The organism is Prevotella veroralis (assembly GCF_018127765.1).
Taxonomy (GTDB): domain Bacteria; phylum Bacteroidota; class Bacteroidia; order Bacteroidales; family Bacteroidaceae; genus Prevotella; species Prevotella veroralis.
In genome coordinates this window covers 415,965-433,506 of the sequence record NZ_CP072331.1, presented here as the reverse complement: position 1 = coordinate 433,506, position 17,542 = coordinate 415,965, and the positions used below count along the sequence as shown (strand labels likewise).

Annotated in this window: 12 protein-coding genes; 9 read left to right on the top strand and 3 right to left on the bottom strand. The window is 45.8% G+C overall.

The annotated features are described in order from the left end of the window. Nucleotides 1–9: 9 nt before the first annotated feature. The 7 genes from J5A55_RS09790 to J5A55_RS09760 are packed head-to-tail and all read left to right on the top strand — an operon-like array spanning nt 10 to nt 7,403. Nucleotides 10–993, top strand: a complete 984-nt coding sequence (locus J5A55_RS09790) for a putative zinc-binding metallopeptidase (RefSeq protein WP_004384272.1) — start codon at nt 10–12, stop codon at nt 991–993. Beyond that, nucleotides 990–2,021, top strand: coding sequence for a DUF4302 domain-containing protein (locus tag J5A55_RS09785; RefSeq protein WP_004384271.1), 1,032 nt, complete (start codon nt 990–992; stop codon nt 2,019–2,021). The genes J5A55_RS09790 and J5A55_RS09785 overlap by 4 nt, the downstream gene beginning before the upstream one ends. Before the next feature lie 46 nt (nt 2,022–2,067). Beyond that, a complete protein-coding gene (locus J5A55_RS09780; protein ID WP_004384270.1) occupies nt 2,068–2,694 on the top strand; it encodes a hypothetical protein in 627 nt (208 codons plus the stop codon). 8 nt (nt 2,695–2,702) lie between these two features. Then, nucleotides 2,703–3,902, top strand: coding sequence for a DUF4856 domain-containing protein (locus J5A55_RS09775; protein WP_004384269.1), 1,200 nt, complete (start codon nt 2,703–2,705; stop codon nt 3,900–3,902). A gap of 11 nt (nt 3,903–3,913) precedes the next feature. Beyond that, nucleotides 3,914–5,074 (top strand): fibronectin type III domain-containing protein, encoded by a 1,161-nt coding sequence (locus J5A55_RS09770; protein WP_004384268.1) that lies wholly within the window; start codon nt 3,914–3,916, stop codon nt 5,072–5,074. Nucleotides 5,075–5,080: 6 nt separating this feature from the next. Continuing rightward, on the top strand, nt 5,081–5,995 hold the full coding sequence (locus J5A55_RS09765; RefSeq protein ID WP_004384267.1) for a hypothetical protein: 915 nt from the start codon (nt 5,081–5,083) through the stop codon (nt 5,993–5,995). A gap of 31 nt (nt 5,996–6,026) precedes the next feature. Then, nucleotides 6,027–7,403, top strand: coding sequence for a leucine-rich repeat domain-containing protein (locus J5A55_RS09760; protein WP_004384266.1), 1,377 nt, complete (start codon nt 6,027–6,029; stop codon nt 7,401–7,403). Nucleotides 7,404–7,998: 595 nt separating this feature from the next. Here J5A55_RS09760 and J5A55_RS09755 read toward each other — a convergent pair. Further along, complete coding sequence (locus J5A55_RS09755) at nt 7,999–10,371, bottom strand: bifunctional dihydroorotate dehydrogenase B NAD binding subunit/NADPH-dependent glutamate synthase (RefSeq protein WP_004384263.1); 2,373 nt, start codon at nt 10,369–10,371, stop codon at nt 7,999–8,001. Between the two features lie 132 nt (nt 10,372–10,503). Continuing rightward, nucleotides 10,504–11,793 carry a serine--tRNA ligase gene (serS, locus tag J5A55_RS09750; RefSeq protein ID WP_004384262.1) on the bottom strand — a complete coding sequence of 430 codons (1,290 nt, stop codon included), beginning with the start codon at nt 11,791–11,793 and terminating at the stop codon, nt 10,504–10,506. Nucleotides 11,794–12,144: 351 nt separating this feature from the next. On the opposite strand from serS, the gene J5A55_RS09745 reads away from it, so the two are divergent. Then, on the top strand, nt 12,145–13,806 hold the full coding sequence (locus tag J5A55_RS09745) for an IS1182 family transposase (RefSeq protein ID WP_211802930.1): 1,662 nt from the start codon (nt 12,145–12,147) through the stop codon (nt 13,804–13,806). A gap of 637 nt (nt 13,807–14,443) precedes the next feature. Further along, nucleotides 14,444–16,780 carry a TonB-dependent receptor gene (locus J5A55_RS09740; RefSeq protein ID WP_234396093.1) on the top strand — a complete coding sequence of 779 codons (2,337 nt, stop codon included), beginning with the start codon at nt 14,444–14,446 and terminating at the stop codon, nt 16,778–16,780. On the opposite strand, the gene queC is transcribed toward J5A55_RS09740, so the two are convergent. Continuing rightward, complete coding sequence (queC, locus tag J5A55_RS09735; protein ID WP_004384256.1) at nt 16,777–17,430, bottom strand: 7-cyano-7-deazaguanine synthase QueC; 654 nt, start codon at nt 17,428–17,430, stop codon at nt 16,777–16,779. The genes J5A55_RS09740 and queC overlap by 4 nt on opposite strands. Between the last annotated feature and the right edge of the window lie 112 nt (nt 17,431–17,542).

Genomic DNA, 17,542 nt, shown 5'->3' with positions numbered 1-17,542 from the left:
AACAAGTAAATGATTAGAAAGATGATAAAGATAAAAGCAATTCTTCTCCTGTTCGCAACCATCATTCTCGCTGCTTGCAGTAGTGAGAAACTAAATGAGACAAGCGTCATTGACGAAGGGAGAAAGCAGATAGCAACCACCGAACTGGATAAGTGGATCCTTGAGAATATCACAATCCCTTATGGGATAGAGGTGGTCTATCGATGGGAAAAGAACGCTGGTTCAGCTGGCTCTTACATTTATCCTCCAAAGCTGGAGAACGTTCGTGAGGTGCTTGAAGCAGTACGAGTAATGGGCTTGGAGACCTATCGGCTCAAAGAGACGGGTGGGGAAAAACTATTGCTCGGGAGGCTCCCTATCAAGTTATATCTATATGGAGGAGGGAATCCAGATACGCATGGTGTGGAGCGACTTAACAATCCGCAACTCACTGCGAAAGAGATGTGTATCTATCATGTAGACGATTTCAACCCTGCAGATAAGGATAAGGTCTTTGTCCTTATGCGCAGTGTTCACCATCAATTAGCCAAGTGCTTAATGCTACACATTGCCTATGACCGTGACAAATTCTCGATGATCAGTAAACAACGATACACTGGTTCGACTGAGTCTCTGGCTGCTCCTTTGAGCTATGCACGCACTGGCAAGGAACGTTTTGGGCTCGATTCCTATGCCAATAAACGTGGTTTTTATACGATGTTAGGCTTCCTCTCGCCTGAAGATGACTTTGCCGAAATCATCAGTGCCACGCTTACCAGTACGCCTAAGGAGGTTTATGACGCATCAACCACAGCCCAAACTCCCGACACAGACATCGATCCCGAGGTAAATGCCCGATATGCAGAAGAGGCGAAGCAAGCCTATAAGGAGTTTACTGAGAAACAGTCGTTTGTAACCGAATATGTACTCAAGTCGTGGCATATAAACCTAAAGCAAATGCAAGTAATAAGCATCAGAAGAATCAATGCTTACGTCAAACAACACCAGAGATGAATAACAATAAGATGAAATACTATCTATTAGCAATGGTGCTCCTCTTGGTTGCCTGCACCAGTAATGACGATGTTTTCGATAAGAGTCCAGCGCAACGCAATAGTGAGAGTATCGCTAACTTGAAACGAGAACTCGTCGAGGCACCTTATGGATGGCGTGTCCTTTATTTCCCAAAGACCGACTCCTTGCTCTTTTCCAACCCTTCAGAACTGATTTCGCAACAGGCTTTCAGGGGTCGATATGGCTATGGAGGCGACTGTTACACAATGCAGTTTAAGGATGATAACACGGTTGTAATGCGTGCTGACTACACCGAGCAGACTGCTACACAACCAATGACAAGCGAGTATCTTATTGGTAGGAACAGTTTCACCCAACTGACTTTCTCCACCTATAACTATATCCATCAATTAGTGAACGACCGCTTTGAAGGGTCGTCAGACTTCCTTTTCATGGGGCGAAATGAGGATGGAGATTTAGTTTTCCGCACGGCATCCTATCTTCAACCTGCACGTGAGTACATCGTCTTTTCGAAGTTGAAAGCACCAGAGGAAACAACCTCCTTCGTGCAAAAAGCGTATGAGAATCGGGCGTTCTTTGAGCGTATGACGAACCCACAACTGCGTATCCATCGTGGTGGGCGCACGTTCTTTCAAAGTGACATATACATCAAACGCAACGTAGAGACTAATCAAGCTCTATTGAAGGAGATTGTTGCGAAGCGTTATTATCTCTTCCTTTTCACACAGAAGAAGAATCCTATTCCAGGTTATCCAGCCAAAGAGATGACCGGATTAGGCTCTGGTTATGCAGGCACAGAACAGGGTATTACCTTCCGAGCTGGGCTTCGTTATGACAGTAAAACGATGTTTTTCGACTTCCAACGACAGGGTGATCGCTTTGTTGCCGAGCTTGTTTCGGTGTACGATCCACTATTGCGTACCACCCGACTGGTCAGTAAGCACCTTCATCCCGAAGGTGAGTTTACAGGCTTGGAAGCCGAAATCTGGGATGCACCCACCGAATAATTCTACAATAGAAGATAGGTAAATACATTCAATAAGACAATCAACTATGGTGAAAAAACTGATTCATTATATATTAATAGGTGTGCTGCTCCTTACTACGGGTTGCACAAGGAGTAGTGAAGAATATGCCGAGGAGGACTACGAGAAACTATTTCCTTTCAAAGGAATAGATAAACCGAAGCTCTCTTACGAAGATCAGGTTATACAGCTCGGGAACCCCGATGCACCTGTTACTGATTATAAGTATCCCGGTGTAGACATCACCGATAACGTAAGAGACTACACCGTTACGCTCACGTGTTCCTATACCGAGGTGAACCTTTTGGGGCAACTCGTGGCAGATAACGACATCTCTTCTCGATACACCGTAAGGTACATTTCGCCCGATAAACAGCTGCGTGTCATAGCAAGCAATCGCCGAGATGAAACAGCAACAACCTTCCTGACCAATGGAAAGGAGTATAAGCTCACCTTCACTGCACACTCTGGTTATCCTATGTATATCTGTGTGAATGGCGTCGGTCCACGTGGTTCTTCCATCAAGGCAACCATCTCTGCTGTATCAGAAGATGGACTCACTATCGTGAAGCCACTCACTGTCAACCAGCATCAAAACGAAGAGGGAATCGACAAGATAAAGTCTCCTTTCTGTGGTTATATTATCCTTCCATAATAGAGAAAATGATGAAGAAGAATCCAATCAATTATATCTTACTATTCTTATTACCGCTCTGCTGCTTCGCTTGTAACCAATGGGAAGGAGAGACGGTAGAGTCGGCTTATCGTGAACCAACTATCCCCGACCCTGTCTATCAGTTTAAACGCAATGGAGCAAGTAGCGTTGATTACTTGGAGTGTAGTTTGTTACGTGACCCCATGGACTATATCTATAACAGCTATTTAAAGATAGCGGCTATCATGTATCCAGCCAACATGACGAAGGTACAAGACTATTTTCAGAATGGCGAATTTGGCTTAAAACCAATAGAGGAAGTAGCTGCTTCGTCTTTACACAAGGCTGACCGCAAACGCATATTGGCTGATATTGACGAAATCTTCACCACTACGGGCAAGTTAAGCGGACTATCACAACCGAGTCCGGGAACGGCTCGTAATCATCGTGCAGCACGAGGAGAAGCAGGCTATGTGGGTACGAATATCGGTGATGTCAATATCGCTTTTGTTAATGAGAAAGGGCTTGTTGTGGCAGAGCTGTTTAATGGTATCGTATGGGGAGGAGTGTATCTTGACAAGGTGCTGAACGTACACCTCAATGACAGTTTATATACAGACAGCCGTCTACGACACGACCATGAGCAAACAAAACTACTGCCCGGTCGTAATTACACAGAGCTTGAACACCATTGGGACTTGGCTTATGGCTATTATCAATATTGGTTACCTGTGATCCAAACAAGCAGTTTGCCCGTGCTAAGGGAGAGTCGCATTAAGATTTACAACGCCTTTGCACGAGGTCGACAAGCACTCACGGAATATCGTTATGACGATGTACACGAACAGTTACAACTGATTAGGAGTGAGTTATCAAAGGTCGCTGCCGTACAAGCCATGACCTTCCTTGTGGGCGAGATAACACGTGTCAATCTTGATGAAGATGCCCAGAATGCCCTCGTTTTCTTGTCTCGTGGCTGTGGAGCTATATATGGTTTGCAGTTCACGGTGCAGTCTTCTGGCAAGCCCCACCTTAGTTATGACGAGGTGAAACAATATATCAATCAGCTCACAGCCGATGGCGGACTATGGGACACGCAACGCCTCTTAGCACCGGAAAGCACCGAGGGTTCGCTGCGCAATATTGCTTCGGCAATAGGCAAACACTATGGCTTGACGCTGGCAGACATCAATCAATTTAATCAATAAATGCGCATTCTATGACAAATAAAATCTATCTCTTTCTGTTCTGCCTATTGTCCTTCTCTTATACAGCAAAGGGACAAGTGGGACAAGAACTGATACTCAATGGGGGATTTGAAGACTATCCCCCTGAGACGAAGCAACCAAGTGATGATGAGGAAGAAGGCGAGGAACAGGATCCTAACTATTATGATCCTTACCTCAAACCACGCTATTGGTACTTCAATTCCTCATTGGCTTACTCAAGGACAAAAGATGCCCATAACGGCACCTATGCTATAAAACTCTATCCCAATGGAGGCTCTTTCTTCTCACGCGACAAGGAGTTTAATCCTTATCACATCGTGGTAGAACCGGGTGCTGAATATCAACTTACTTATTGGTACAAAGGCTCTTTGAAACGTCCAAACATTACTGTTACGGTGGACTGGTATCGTGACTTAACATCCATAAAAAAGGATACGCGCGAGAAAGAAAAGGTTCGGAAGTTTACGAATCAATGGCAGATGATGACCATAACAATCAAAGCGCCGGCAGGAGTGAATCGTGCAGGTGTGGGCTTGTATATCGAGAATGACTATGAGTCGGCAGAGTCTGGTGGATTCGTTCTCATCGATGATGTCTCCTTTAAAATGACGAAGAAAGGAACGGTGACACCTACCTTGGAGGCTCCTTCTAACCTCGTTGTCCGCCCGCAACAACGTGAGGTTGAACTTTCATGGAAGCCTGTTGCTGATGCTGATGTGCGTTATCAGGTGTTAAAGAATGGACAGGTAATTGCCACGACAACGTCAACCTCTTTTGTTGTTGAGGCTCTCGAGCCGGGCAGTTCCTATCAGTTTAGCGTGAAGACTGTCAAAGGTTCGGAGCAATCGAAGCCCACAGACCCTATCACCGAACAAACGCAACGCATGAACATGGGCGTTGAAGAGGAAGGACGCATACCTTATTTATATAAGGTGAGTGAGGCTGGAACCTGTCCTCGAAGCCTACCGCTTTATTATCACGACTTGGCTAATCCGAATGCAGCTATCACTTATCAAGTGGACGGCACACCGGTTACGCCAGTCGAAGGAAAGATTGTTTTCCCCTCAAAAGGGCAGCATCTTCTACAAATAGAGATTGTGGAGACGCCTGAAAGAAAGTGGGAGATTGAATATAAACTGATGGTAGATTAAGACGTTATGAGACAAAAGTTATATCTTATCTTACTCTTTGCTTGCAGCATTCTCTTTGTTGCTTGCGATAAAGACAATAGTCCTGAAGCGAAGGACATACAGCTTAATGGGGAGACACCGAACGAGGTTGCACTCACGAAACTATCCACACGTATGTTCCTCCTAACGGGTGGTACAGGGAAATATATCGCTTATGTTGCCGATTCAAAGGTAGCTGGTGTGAACATCAGTAAGGACACTTTGCGTGTAAATGGTATCTGGGAAGGTACGACCTATGCGACTATCATCTCTGGAGATAAGCGTCAGCGTATTGACATCCATGTGGTTGCTCCGGAAATCAGTATTAGTCAGTCGGAGATCAGACTCTTCCCTCGTGACGAGAGCAAGTTCGTTAGTTTGAACGGAGGAGGGGATATTGTCGACTTGAAAGTGGATGATCCTGACAAGGTGATGAGCGTTAAATGGAATGCAAAAACCAATATCTTGGAGATTCAAGCACACTATGAAGGGGAGGCAAAGATACGTGTTATCTCGCAAGACAAGCAAGAGAAAACATTGAAAGTGACGGTACGTTGTGAGGGAACTGCCTCTCGTGTGGGTGTTTATGGCACCACTTCGCACAGCCTTTATGCGCAGATGAACACGGTGATGGCGGTTCGCCGACCAGGAGTAGGCGTTTGGCTCTGCAATGGAGCACGCCCTTATTCTTCGAAGAAGGTCGTTAAGATTACGCCAGCCATCGTCAACCCAGTTGTTGGAACACGTATTCCTGTCTCGCTCTCTATGCTTTATCCCGATGAATTTAGTAGTAGTGGACTAAAAGAGGGAGCACAACAATTATATGTGGAAGAGGTTCGGGAGAAGGATGTTGTACTACGAGGACGTGGCTACAAGTTCGTTATCCCTTATGAAAAAAGATGATATTTATTAATAAAAAAACAATCAGTAACAAATGAAAGTCTTTACATCAAAGAAAGTATTAACCGTAATTGCACTGGCATGTGCGTGTTTCACAGCTCATGCTCAGGAGTCATTAACAGTGATAACAGAGGCTGGGAAACTCGCAACTCACATCCCAGAGGCTAAGAAGTATCAGATAACTGACTTGAAGGTGACGGGCGAAATCAACGGAACCGACATCCTGCTCCTCCGCCAAATGGCTGGTAAAGGGCTCAAGGAGGACGACCGGACGGAGGGGAAACTCACCTCTCTTGACCTCTCGGATGTGCGTATTGTTGAAGAAGGTGAGAACTATTGTGCGATAAAGCAAGGGCTGTCAACCAAGTTTTATAAGCCTACCGAAAAAGATGCTATACCCCCTTATATGTTCTATAGGCTCAATCAACTCACTAAGATCCAACTCCCTGCTTCGATAAAGAAAATAGACAAATTCGCTCTGACGGGTTGTACTGCTCTGGTGGAATGTGCCATCCCTGAGAAGGTAACAAGCATTGGGGATTATGCTTTCGCATCGTGTGAAAAGCTCACAACTATGACTTTCCCGTCTGCTTTGGGAGAGATTGGTGCGCATGTTTTTGAGGGTTGTTCTGCCCTTACTACGCTTTCCGAGTTCCCCCAGACATTGACAGATATAGGAGAGAATGCCTTTTATAAGACAGCTGTGACTGCATTCTCTGTATCAGAGGAAAGCGAAGATTATGCTGCTGTTGATGGTGTGCTTTATAATAAAGAGCTGACTTCTCTCATAGCTTACCCTACTGGTAGCACCTCAACAACAGTACAGTTTCCTGCAGAGATAGCCGATATAGAAGCAAACGCATTCGCCTATGCTAAGAACCTAAAGAGCATTGTTTTGCCTGAAGGACTTACCAACATTAGAGAGAGCGCATTTGCTTACTCTGGTCTAACTCATATAACATCTCTTGCCTCAGGGTTATCTATTGAGAAGCAAGCCTTTACTGGTTGTGTGGACTTAGTAAGCGTCAACTTTAAGGGAGCTGTCTCTGGTATCGATAATAAAGCATTCTATGGTGCAAAGAAGTTAGCTGTGGTTCATTTCGCAGGTACAGGTATCCCTTTGTTCGGGAAGTCGGTTTTTACACCTATCCGCACGCAACTCTCCATCTATGTACCTGCTGAGGTGATAACGAAATTCAAGGATGCTCTGGTGAAGAACAGCGTTGTCTTGGGCAGCCGATACGATGTACTCGATATTACGACATCGGATATTAAGACTGCAAATCAGCTTTACAACGTCTCTGAATCAGCACGTTATGACCTGAATGGCAACCGCCTCTCTGCACCAACAAAGGGCATTAACATCCTCAAGCTATCGAATGGTAAAGTCATTAAGAGGGTGGAGAAGTAGGAAAAACAAAGTCTCATAATCCACAACAACGAGCCTCACCCCCACCCCATCTACAGTTTCCCCCCACCCCCCTCTCCGAATGGAATAACCCCACCCAGCCCCTCCCAAGGGGAGAGAAGGAGCCTCACCCCCAACCCCTCTCCGAATGGAGAGGGGAGTAAATACTACTATTAGCAAACAAAGAAGGCGTTTCTTTGATGTGAAGAGACGCCCTTTTCATTGCAAGGAAACGCCCTCTTCAAATTGAAGGGGGCGCTCCTTTAATTAATGATAATACCAACCTGTAGGGACAGACGCCCTCATCTGGGAACCCCTCCCAGCCTCCCCCAAGGGGAGGAGCGCCTAATGATAACCTATTTGAATAGTTCTTTCTATCCAAAGGGATGCCACAAAGTAGGGACAGACGCCCTCGTCTGTCCGCATAAGGGAGGCTGCTTGTAATGTAACGTGGAATGTTGGAGCGGACAGACGAGGGCGTCTGTCCCTACATTGTGGTGCTCTATTCCACAGAACAAACAACTTGTTTACTTGTCAACCAGTCCACTCGTCAACTCGAACTAATCATAATTTTGAATTGTGAATTATGAATTTTGAATTACAACGAGAGGCTCTTATCCATGCTTGCAGCAGCCCTTCTACCATCGCCCATAGCGAGGATGACAGTCGCACCACCACGTACAATGTCACCACCGGCATATATCTCTGGACGCGAACTCTGCATCTGGTCGCTGACAACTATCGTGTTCTTACGACCTAACTCAAGCCCTTCGATAGACTTCGGAACCAATGGATTCGGTGAAACTCCTACTGCCACAATCACTTGATCGCACTCCACTGTCACCGTCTCGCCCGTTACCTCTGGACGTCGACGCCCACTGGCATCAGGCTCACCAAGCCTCATCACATCCAATACCGCAGCACAGACGCGACCCTTCTCATCGGCTTTGTACGATTGAGGATTATGTAACGTGAGGAAATGGACACCCTCTTCTTTGGCGTGTTTCACCTCCTCCAGTCGTGCAGGCATCTCTGCTTCTGAACGTCTGTATACCAATGTCACATCTGCCCCAAGACGCTTAGCTGTACGGCAGGAGTCCATCGCTGTGTTGCCTCCTCCTATAACGAGAACCTTCTTACCTATTATGATCGGCGTGTCCGTTTCGGGGTTAGCTGCATCCATGAGGTTTACTCTCGTGAGGTATTCGTTACTGGAGAGTATGTTGATAGAGTTCTCTCCTTCAATACCCATAAAGTTCGGTAAGCCTGCTCCGGAACCGACAAAGATACCTTTAAAACCATGTTCTTTCAACTCGTCAATACTGATGGTCTTGCCCACAATCGTGTCTGTTTGGAAGTGGACACCCATACGTCGGAGGTTCTCAATCTCTACATCTACTATCCTGTTAGGGAGGCGGAACTCGGGGATACCATACTTGAGTACGCCACCGATCTCATGTAATGCTTCGAACACATAAACCTCATATCCACGCTTTACCATATCGCCTGCAAAGCTCAAACCAGATGGTCCTGAACCTACAACAGCTACCTTGATACCATTTGAGGGGGCTACTTTTGGCAAGGTCATCTGCCCACTCTCACGCTCATAGTCGGCTGCGAAACGCTCGAGATAACCAATAGCTACGGCGGGCGAATTCATCTTTAGATGGATACAACGGCTCTCGCACTGCTTTTCCTGTGGGCATACACGACCGCAAACAGCGGGCAATGCCGATGTTTCCTTTAGTATGCTGGCTGCCTGAAGGAAGTCTCCATGCTCTATATGTTTGATGAAGTCGGGGATATGAATGCCCACTGGGCACCCTTCCACACACGTTGGTTTCGGGCAATCGAGGCATCGCTTCGCCTCTTGCATAGCCATTTCGGGTGTCAAACCAATGTTCACTTCCTCCAAACGAGTCGTTGCACGATAGGCAGGATCAAGTTCCGGCATCTGCACACGAGGGATGGCTGTACGCTCCTTAGGCTTCAACTCCTTGCGAAGAGCCTTGCGCCAAACCTCTTCGGGTTCGTTTGCTTCATCGGTGGAAACGTTGTTTTTGTCGATAGAAGATGATTTTGCACTATCCACAGAAGCCCCATCTCCTACATTATTAATAGACGAGTTTGAATGCTCGGAGCCCTTCTTATCAGCAGGATTAGGCACTGCCATGTCCTTAGCCTCAATCTCCTTGAAGGTGCCCATACGCTTAAACATCTCGTCCCAATCGACTAAGTCGCCGTCAAACTCTGGTCCGTCAATGCAGACAAACTTGGTCTTTCCACCGATAGTCAATCGACAAGCACCACACATACCAGTGCCATCCACCATGATAGTATTCAGTGATACATCGTTCGGAATACCGTATTTCTTTGCCAAGAGTGAGGTGAATTTCATCATAATAGGAGGTCCAATCGCCAACACCTTATCGACATGCTCACGTTGAATCACCTTCTCAACTCCCACCGTGACAACGCCCTTCTCACCATAAGAACCATCATCCGTCATGATGATCACCTCGTCTGAGTACTGTCGAACATCGTCCACCATGATAACAAGTTCCTTGCTTCTTCCTGCCAAAACAGATATTACCTTGTTGCCAGCTTGCTTAAGAGCTGTGAGGATGGGGAGTATCGCTGCAATGCCAATACCACCTCCCGCACATACGACTGTACCATATTTCTCAATGCGAGAAGGAGTGCCCAAAGGACCGACAATATCGACTATCTCATCTCCAACCTTTAGTTGGCAAAGCTTCGTCGAAGAGCGTCCCACCTCTTGAATAACCATTGTCAACGTGCCCTTCTGGGCGTCAGCTTTGGCAATGGTGTATGGTACTCTCTCACTGTGATGATCAACACGTACGATGATAAAGTTGCCTGGTCGACAACTACGAGCTATGAGTGGTGCCTCTACTTCAATACAAAACACCTTCTCAGAAAACTGCTTCTTGCTTATAATCTTGTTCATAGTCTAAAAGGCTCATCCACGTCCCCTCTCCGCTTGGAGAGGGGGGATTAGGATCCACGAGGGATGAGTTTTGTTAAAAGGTTGATTGTTAGGTTATGTCTTGTTCGTCGTTCCGTATTAGTGGGCTAAGGCTTAGTCCATCTTATCGTCGAGCATTTCAAAGCCGCAATAAGGTACGAGCACCTTCGGAACACGTATACCCTCTGGGGTTTGATTGTTCTCTATGATTGCCGCAACAATGCGTGGCAAGGCAAGTGCCGAACCATTCAGTGTGTGGCACAACTCTATCTTCTTATCCTCTGCATGACGGTAACGACAATGCAAACGGTTCGCTTGATAGCTCTCGAAGTTAGATACACTTGACACCTCCAACCAGCGTTCTTGGGCTGCACTCCATACCTCGAAATCATAGCAGATAGCCGATGTGAAGCTCATATCGCCACCGCAGAGACGAAGGATGTGATAGGGTAATTCGAGCTTTTTCAATAGACCTTCTACATGGTTCAACATCTCATCCAATGACTCATAAGAGTGTTCTGGCTTATCGATGCGCACGATCTCCACCTTATCAAACTGGTGTAGACGATTCAGTCCACGCACGTCTTTTCCATAGCTACCAGCCTCTCGACGGAAGCAAGCAGAGTAAGCACAACGCTTAATCGGAAGCTCTTTCTCGTCAAGAATCTCATCACGGAATATGTTGGTAACAGGCACCTCTGCCGTTGGAATCAAGTATAGATCATCGAGGTTAGCATGGTACATCTGACCCTCTTTATCAGGCAACTGACCAGTGCCAAGACCGGAGTCTTGATTAACAACCAATGGTGGTTGCACCTCAAGATAGCCGCTCTTTCGTGCCTCATCAAGGAAGAATGCCTCTAGAGCACGTTGGAATCTTGCCATCTTACCGATGTACAATGGGAAGCCAGCACCCGTTATCTTCACACCTAAGTCGAAGTCAACTAAATTGAACTTCTTCAATAGATCCCAGTGGCATTGGGCGTCAGCTGGGAGGTTAGGCTTCGTTCCGCCCTCCTTAACAACAACGTTGTCGTTAGCGTCCTTGCCCTCTGGAACATCGTCGTTAGGGATGTTTGGAATGGTTAAGAGCACCTCGGTCATCTCCTTCTGGGCATTCTCCATAATCTCTTGGAGTGCTTTGTCGGCCGATTTAAGCTCTGCCACCTCTTCTTTTATATTGTTGGCTTCATCCTTCTTACCGTCCTTCATCAGTTGACCAATCTGCTTTGATAGTTGGTTCTGATGCTGTTTATTGGTATCAAGTTTCTGCTGAGTCTCACGACGCAAGCGGTCATATTCCAATACTTTCTCTACTGCTTCACGTGCACCAGAGAAGTGTTTCTTCTCCAATCCTTTGATGACACGCTCGGTCTCTTCGCTTATAAGCTTTAATGTAAGCATATATCTATATCCTTTTTGATTGTTATTTATCTGAGAGCAAAGTTACAAAAATCTTCTATAAGTCAGTCATGTTTACCATACTTATTTGTTGTTTAAACCTCTCCTAACATCCCCCATAACCCCTCCCAGCCTCCCCAAAGGGGAGAGAAGGAGCCTCCCCCCCTGCCCCTCTCCAAATGTTAAAACCCCACCCAGCCTCCCCCAAGGGGAGAGGAGCAGCCTCACCTCCAAGGAGGGTGTGTCAAAATAGCCACACACTCTTTTTTATGCACAAAGCCCCGACTTTCTCAAGCCAGGGCTTTGCTATTTCCTAAAGTTTTTGTACCTTTAGGCATACAAAAAAATCTCATTATGACAAAGGTACACTTTCGTTCTTACATACACAAGAAAATGATTCTTTTTCCTCAAAGAATCGATAAGGACATCGCAGAAGATGATCCTGTTCGTCTTTTAGACGCCTTGGTGGATAATCTTATGTTGGATAATGTCTACAAGCTTTATAAGCCCAGTGGTCGCAAGCCTTATCATCCACAAATGATGCTCAAGGTTATTCTTTACGCCTATATGAATAATATCTATTCCTGCCGTCGTATAGAGTCGCTTCTCAAGCGTGACATTCATTTCATCTATCTGGCAGGATATGAGCAGCCTGATTTTATTACCATCAATCGTTTTCGTAATCGTGTGAAAAAGGAAATCAACAATATCTTCACACAAGTGGTATTAGTACTTGCAGCCAAAGGTTTGATAAGTCTTGACGTTGAATATATTGACGGCACAAAAATAGAATCGAAAGCCAACAAGTATACCTTCGTTTGGAAGAGAACCGTGGAAAAGAACCGCGCCAAGTTGCAGGAACAAATACGCACACTCTTGCTCCAGGTTGATGATGTCATAGCGCAGGACAATGCCGCTAAGACAGAAGGTGTCGAGTTTACTGCAGCTCTGCTCGATGAGATATCCGAGGAATTGAACAAGTCTTTGGAATCATCCCCTGAGCCTAAGACAAAAGAAGAGAAGCAGGCTGTTAGAACCAAGAAAAAACAGCTTAAAGAGCTTGAGAAGAAACGTAATAAACTCCAAGAGTATGACCAACACCTTGAGATTATGGGGGAGAGAAACTCCTACAGCAAGACCGACCTTGATGCTACGTTTATGCACATGAAGGAGGATGCTATGCGGAACGGACAGACTAAGCCTGGATATAATCTGCAGATAGCAACTGAGAACCAGTTTATCATCGACTTTGCACTCTATGCTAACCGTACAGATACGCTTACACTTCCTTCTTTCTTGGAGTCCTTCAACTCACGTTACCATCGTTATGCCAAGACAGTCGTAGCCGATTCAGGGTATGGCTCCGAGGAGAACTATCTGTTCATGGACGTACATAATATGGAAGCCTATGTGAAGTATAACTACTTCCATAAAGAGCAGCATCCACGCTATACACCTAACCCATTCTGTCCTGCAAGCCTTTATTATAATAAGGAACAGGATTTCTACGTCTGCCCTATGGGACAGCATATGAAGCGTATAGGCATGAAGCGTTCCCTAACCTCTAATGGATTCGTTACTTACAGTGTACGTTATCAGGCAGAACGCTGTGATGGTTGTCCGTTGAGAGGCTCATGTTTTAAGGCAAGAGGGAACAGAATTATAGAAGTAAACCATCAACTACAGCACTATAAACAAAAGGCACGGGAACTACTGACCTCGGAAGAAGGCATCAAGCATCGAGGACGAAGGTGCATAGAACCTGAAGCTGTTTTTGGACAAACAAAATATAATAAAGTCTACAAGAGATTTAGGCATTTGGGAAAAGACAAGGTCAATATGGACTTTGCCTTCTTTGCTATTGCCTTTAACATAGGAAAAATGTGCAAAAAAAATAATCTCAAGGAGCTAAAAGCTATTATGGAGGTACTTTTAGTCACCTTCAGATGCTCTATAGAAGTTTATATAAGCTATTGGAAGCCCAACAAATCATTTTATATGAAATTAGCGGCATAGCTGCAGTAAATAACGAATTATGCGGTAGATGAAGTAAAGAGGAGTAGAAAAGAGGATGTGTCCATTTTGACACACCCTCGTAGATAGCATTATTCGCAAACAAAGAGGGCGTTTCTTCAATGTGAAGAGACGCCCTTTTCATAGTAAGGAAACGCCCTCGTCAAATGGAGAGGGGCGTCCCTTTAATTAATGATAATACCAACTTGTAGGGACAGACGCCCTCGTCTGTCCGCCAGAACACAGCCAAGAAAAGCCTCCCCAAGCCCCCCAAAAGGAGAAGATGTTGCCTGACGGGATGATACATAGGGGTAAATGAGCGGACAGACGAGGGCGTCTGTCCCTAAAGGTTCTCCATTGTTTCCAACAGAACAAACAACTCGTTTACTTGTCAACCCGTCCACTCGTCCACTCATACCAACCACACTTTAGAAGTTAAGCAAGACCTTGGGGGAGGACATCCCCTCCTTCGGAGGGGCTTGGGGAGGCTTTAATTTGAATTATGAACTTTGAATTTTGAATTATAAAAGAGGGTCTTTTAATTGCAAGCCCATAACAATAAACAAGGCAGGAGGGGCGTTATATAGTCGTTATGATAGGTAAATATCTGAAAACAAGTATATTATTTGTGTTCTTCCTGATGGTTACGCAAGTAGCTATTGGTCAGTCTTTTACGCTGCAAGGAAAGGTTTCTGATAAAGATGGAAACCCCATTGAATTAGCATCCGTGATGGTTGTTTCGCAAGGAAAGTTGGCTATGACGAATCTAAAAGGCGAATTTCACATACTGTTACACAGCGAGGATTCGGTGAAAGTACGCTTTTCGATGATTGGTTATAAGAGTAAGGAGCGTGTGCTCCGACGCCCACAAGGGAAGCAGACGCTGCTCATTCAGCTCGCAGACGACAACGAATTGCAGGAGGTGATAGTAGAGGGTAAGACCAAGCAACACGGTACGACCGAGGAACTCGACGTCGATAAGGTGAAACAGGGACCCTCTGCTTCGGGCAATGCAGTCGAAGAGATGGTGCAGACACAAGCGGGTGTCTCCACTCATTCCGAGCTCTCCTCGCAATACAATGTGCGTGGTGGTACGTTCGACGAGAACTCTGTTTATATCAATAACATTGAGGTCTATCGCCCCTTCTTGGTACGTAGTGGGCAACAGGAGGGCTTGTCTATCATAAATCCTGACATGGTTCAGAGTGTCGGCTTCTCAACTGGTGGCTTTGAAGCAAAGTATGGTGATAAGATGAGTTCAGCCCTTGACATCACTTATAAGCGTCCGAAACGAACCGAAGCGAGCCTCACTGCCTCCTTACTTGGAGCCAGTGCAAACCTTGGAATAGCGTCAAAGAAGTTCACTTGGACTAATGGTGTGCGTTATAAAACGAACCGTTATCTACTCGGATCGTTGCAGACTAAGGGTGAATATAAGCCCTCGTTCTTGGATTATCAAACCTATCTTTCATGGCAGCCCAGCAAGCGTTGGCAGATAGACTTTATAGGAAATATATCGGACAACCACTATAACTTCCAACCAGAAGACCGTGAGACGAACTTCGGAACGCTGCAGAATGTGAAGAAGTTCCGTGTTTACTTCGATGGACAAGAGAAGGATCTCTTCCGCACTTACTTTGGTTCTCTCTCCATCACACGCCATCTCTCGCCTCGAACAGACGTATCGCTCTTGGCATCGGCATTCTCAACAAAGGAGCAGGAACGCTATGATATACAGGGACAATACTGGCTTACGCAAACCGAAACATCGGAGAATCTGGGCGTGGGAACCTATATGCAGCACTCGCGCGACTACCTGAAAGCGAACGTGAAGAGCCTCAAGTTAATGCTACAACATCGAATGGGTAAACACAAGATTGACGGTGGACTGACTTACAAGATAGAGCAAGTTCGAGAGAACTCTACCGAGTATGAGTATCGCGATTCGGCTGGTTATAACGTGCCACATACCGGTCGGGATCTTCGCATGATATATGCGCTTCGGGCGAAGAACGAGCTGAATGCTAAGCGAACAGAAGCCTATCTGCAAGACACATGGAACTTCCAAACACGTGATTCAGTGCCAACGCTCTTCACGTTAAACTATGGTGTGCGTTTTGCCCATTGGTCGTTTAATGGCGAGAGCATCGTTTCCCCACGTGCTTCCCTTACCATTACTCCGGGCTGGAATCGCAATCTTAGCTTCCGAATAGCAGGTGGTTTGTATTATCAAGCACCGTTCTATAAGGAACTGCGAGACACTTCCATGATCAATGGTGTTACCTATGCAACCTTGAACGAAAGGATTCGTTCGCAGCGATCTATCCATGCCTTGGCATCGATGTCCTATCGTTTTGAGATGATGGGCAGACCGTTTAAGTTCACAGCCGAAGCCTATTACAAAGCCTTGTCACGCCTCGTTCCTTATTCCGTAGACAATGTGAAAGTCACATACTACGGCGATCAGCAAGCCACGGGACATGCAACAGGATTGGATCTAAAGCTCTTTGGAGAGTTTGTTCCTGGTACTGATTCATGGTTGACACTAAGTGTTATGAACACAAGAATGCGTCTGAACGGAAAGAGCATACCGCTCCCGACCGATCAACGATATGCACTGAATCTATACTTCACAGACTATTTCCCGGGTACGACGAGATGGCGAATGTCACTCAAGTTAGCCTATGCGGACGGTCTTCCCTTTGCTGCTCCTCACCAAGAATTAGAGAACAATTCCTTCCGAGCACCAGCCTATAAGCGAGCCGATATAGGTATGAGTTACCGTTTGATAGGTTCTGATAATCGTAGAAACTCCGTCTTCAAGAATGTCTGGTTAGGGCTTGACTGCTTAAACCTATTCGGTATCAACAATGTCAATTCATACTATTGGGTGACCGACATAAGCGGTCAGCAATATGCCGTACCGAACTATCTTACGGGTCGACAGATTAATGGTAGAGTGACAGTAGAGTTTTAGTTCTCATATTCCGTAGGGTCTTCAACACCTGCATCAGCGAATGCCTCCTTGCGTTCCACACATGTTCCGCACTTGCCGCAGTGTATCTCTGAACCCTTATAACAGCTCCATGTCTTGGCGTAATCGATGCCAAGAGCAGTGCCACGGCGCACGATGTCAGCCTTAGAAATGTTCGTGTAAGGAGCTTCGACACGCACATCAACGAAGGTGCCAGCCGATGTTGCCTTATCCATGGCATCAATAAACTCGGGGCGACAATCAGGGTAAATCGTGTGGTCGCCACCATGATTTGCAATATAAACACGCTTTAGTTCGTGGCTTTCCGCTATACCCGTAGCAATCGCCAACATGATTCCGTTGCGGAAAGGAACCACTGTCGACTTCATGTTCTCCTCCTCATAATGCCCCTCGGGGATGGCTTCTGCACCTTCAAGCAGCGAACTCTTGAAGTATTGGTGCATGAAGGTAAGAGGTATGGTAATATGTGGGATACCTAGTTTCTGACAGTGGTATTCAGCATAAGGTAACTCCTTCTTGCCATGGTTCTGACCGTAATCAAACGATATAGCTAAGGCTATTGTCTCCGCCTTGTCATATAATAATGTGATGGAATCAAGGCCTCCACTGACGATAATAACAGAATCTTTCATATCCAACGAATTAATCAATAACAATACAGCTCAGTGCTAACTGCGCTTTACAAAATACCCGATTAAGGGTAAACCATACGTGCAAAATTACAAAAAAGATACTAATCTCTTC

What these genes read in the sequence shown, in the direction of transcription:
- J5A55_RS09790 (WP_004384272.1), top strand. Translation starts at nt 10, where the DNA reads ATGATTAGAAAGATGATAAAGATAAAAGCAATTCTTCTCCTGTTCGCA.
- J5A55_RS09785 (WP_004384271.1), top strand. Translation starts at nt 990, where the DNA reads ATGAATAACAATAAGATGAAATACTATCTATTAGCAATGGTGCTCCTC.
- J5A55_RS09780 (WP_004384270.1), top strand. Translation starts at nt 2,068, where the DNA reads ATGGTGAAAAAACTGATTCATTATATATTAATAGGTGTGCTGCTCCTT.
- J5A55_RS09775 (WP_004384269.1), top strand. Translation starts at nt 2,703, where the DNA reads ATGATGAAGAAGAATCCAATCAATTATATCTTACTATTCTTATTACCG.
- J5A55_RS09770 (WP_004384268.1), top strand. Translation starts at nt 3,914, where the DNA reads ATGACAAATAAAATCTATCTCTTTCTGTTCTGCCTATTGTCCTTCTCT.
- J5A55_RS09765 (WP_004384267.1), top strand. Translation starts at nt 5,081, where the DNA reads ATGAGACAAAAGTTATATCTTATCTTACTCTTTGCTTGCAGCATTCTC.
- J5A55_RS09760 (WP_004384266.1), top strand. Translation starts at nt 6,027, where the DNA reads ATGAAAGTCTTTACATCAAAGAAAGTATTAACCGTAATTGCACTGGCA.
- J5A55_RS09755 (WP_004384263.1), bottom strand. Translation starts at nt 10,371, where the DNA reads ATGAACAAGATTATAAGCAAGAAGCAGTTTTCTGAGAAGGTGTTTTGT.
- serS (WP_004384262.1), bottom strand. Translation starts at nt 11,793, where the DNA reads ATGCTTACATTAAAGCTTATAAGCGAAGAGACCGAGCGTGTCATCAAA.
- J5A55_RS09745 (WP_211802930.1), top strand. Translation starts at nt 12,145, where the DNA reads ATGACAAAGGTACACTTTCGTTCTTACATACACAAGAAAATGATTCTT.
- J5A55_RS09740 (WP_234396093.1), top strand. Translation starts at nt 14,444, where the DNA reads ATGGTTACGCAAGTAGCTATTGGTCAGTCTTTTACGCTGCAAGGAAAG.
- queC (WP_004384256.1), bottom strand. Translation starts at nt 17,430, where the DNA reads ATGAAAGATTCTGTTATTATCGTCAGTGGAGGCCTTGATTCCATCACA.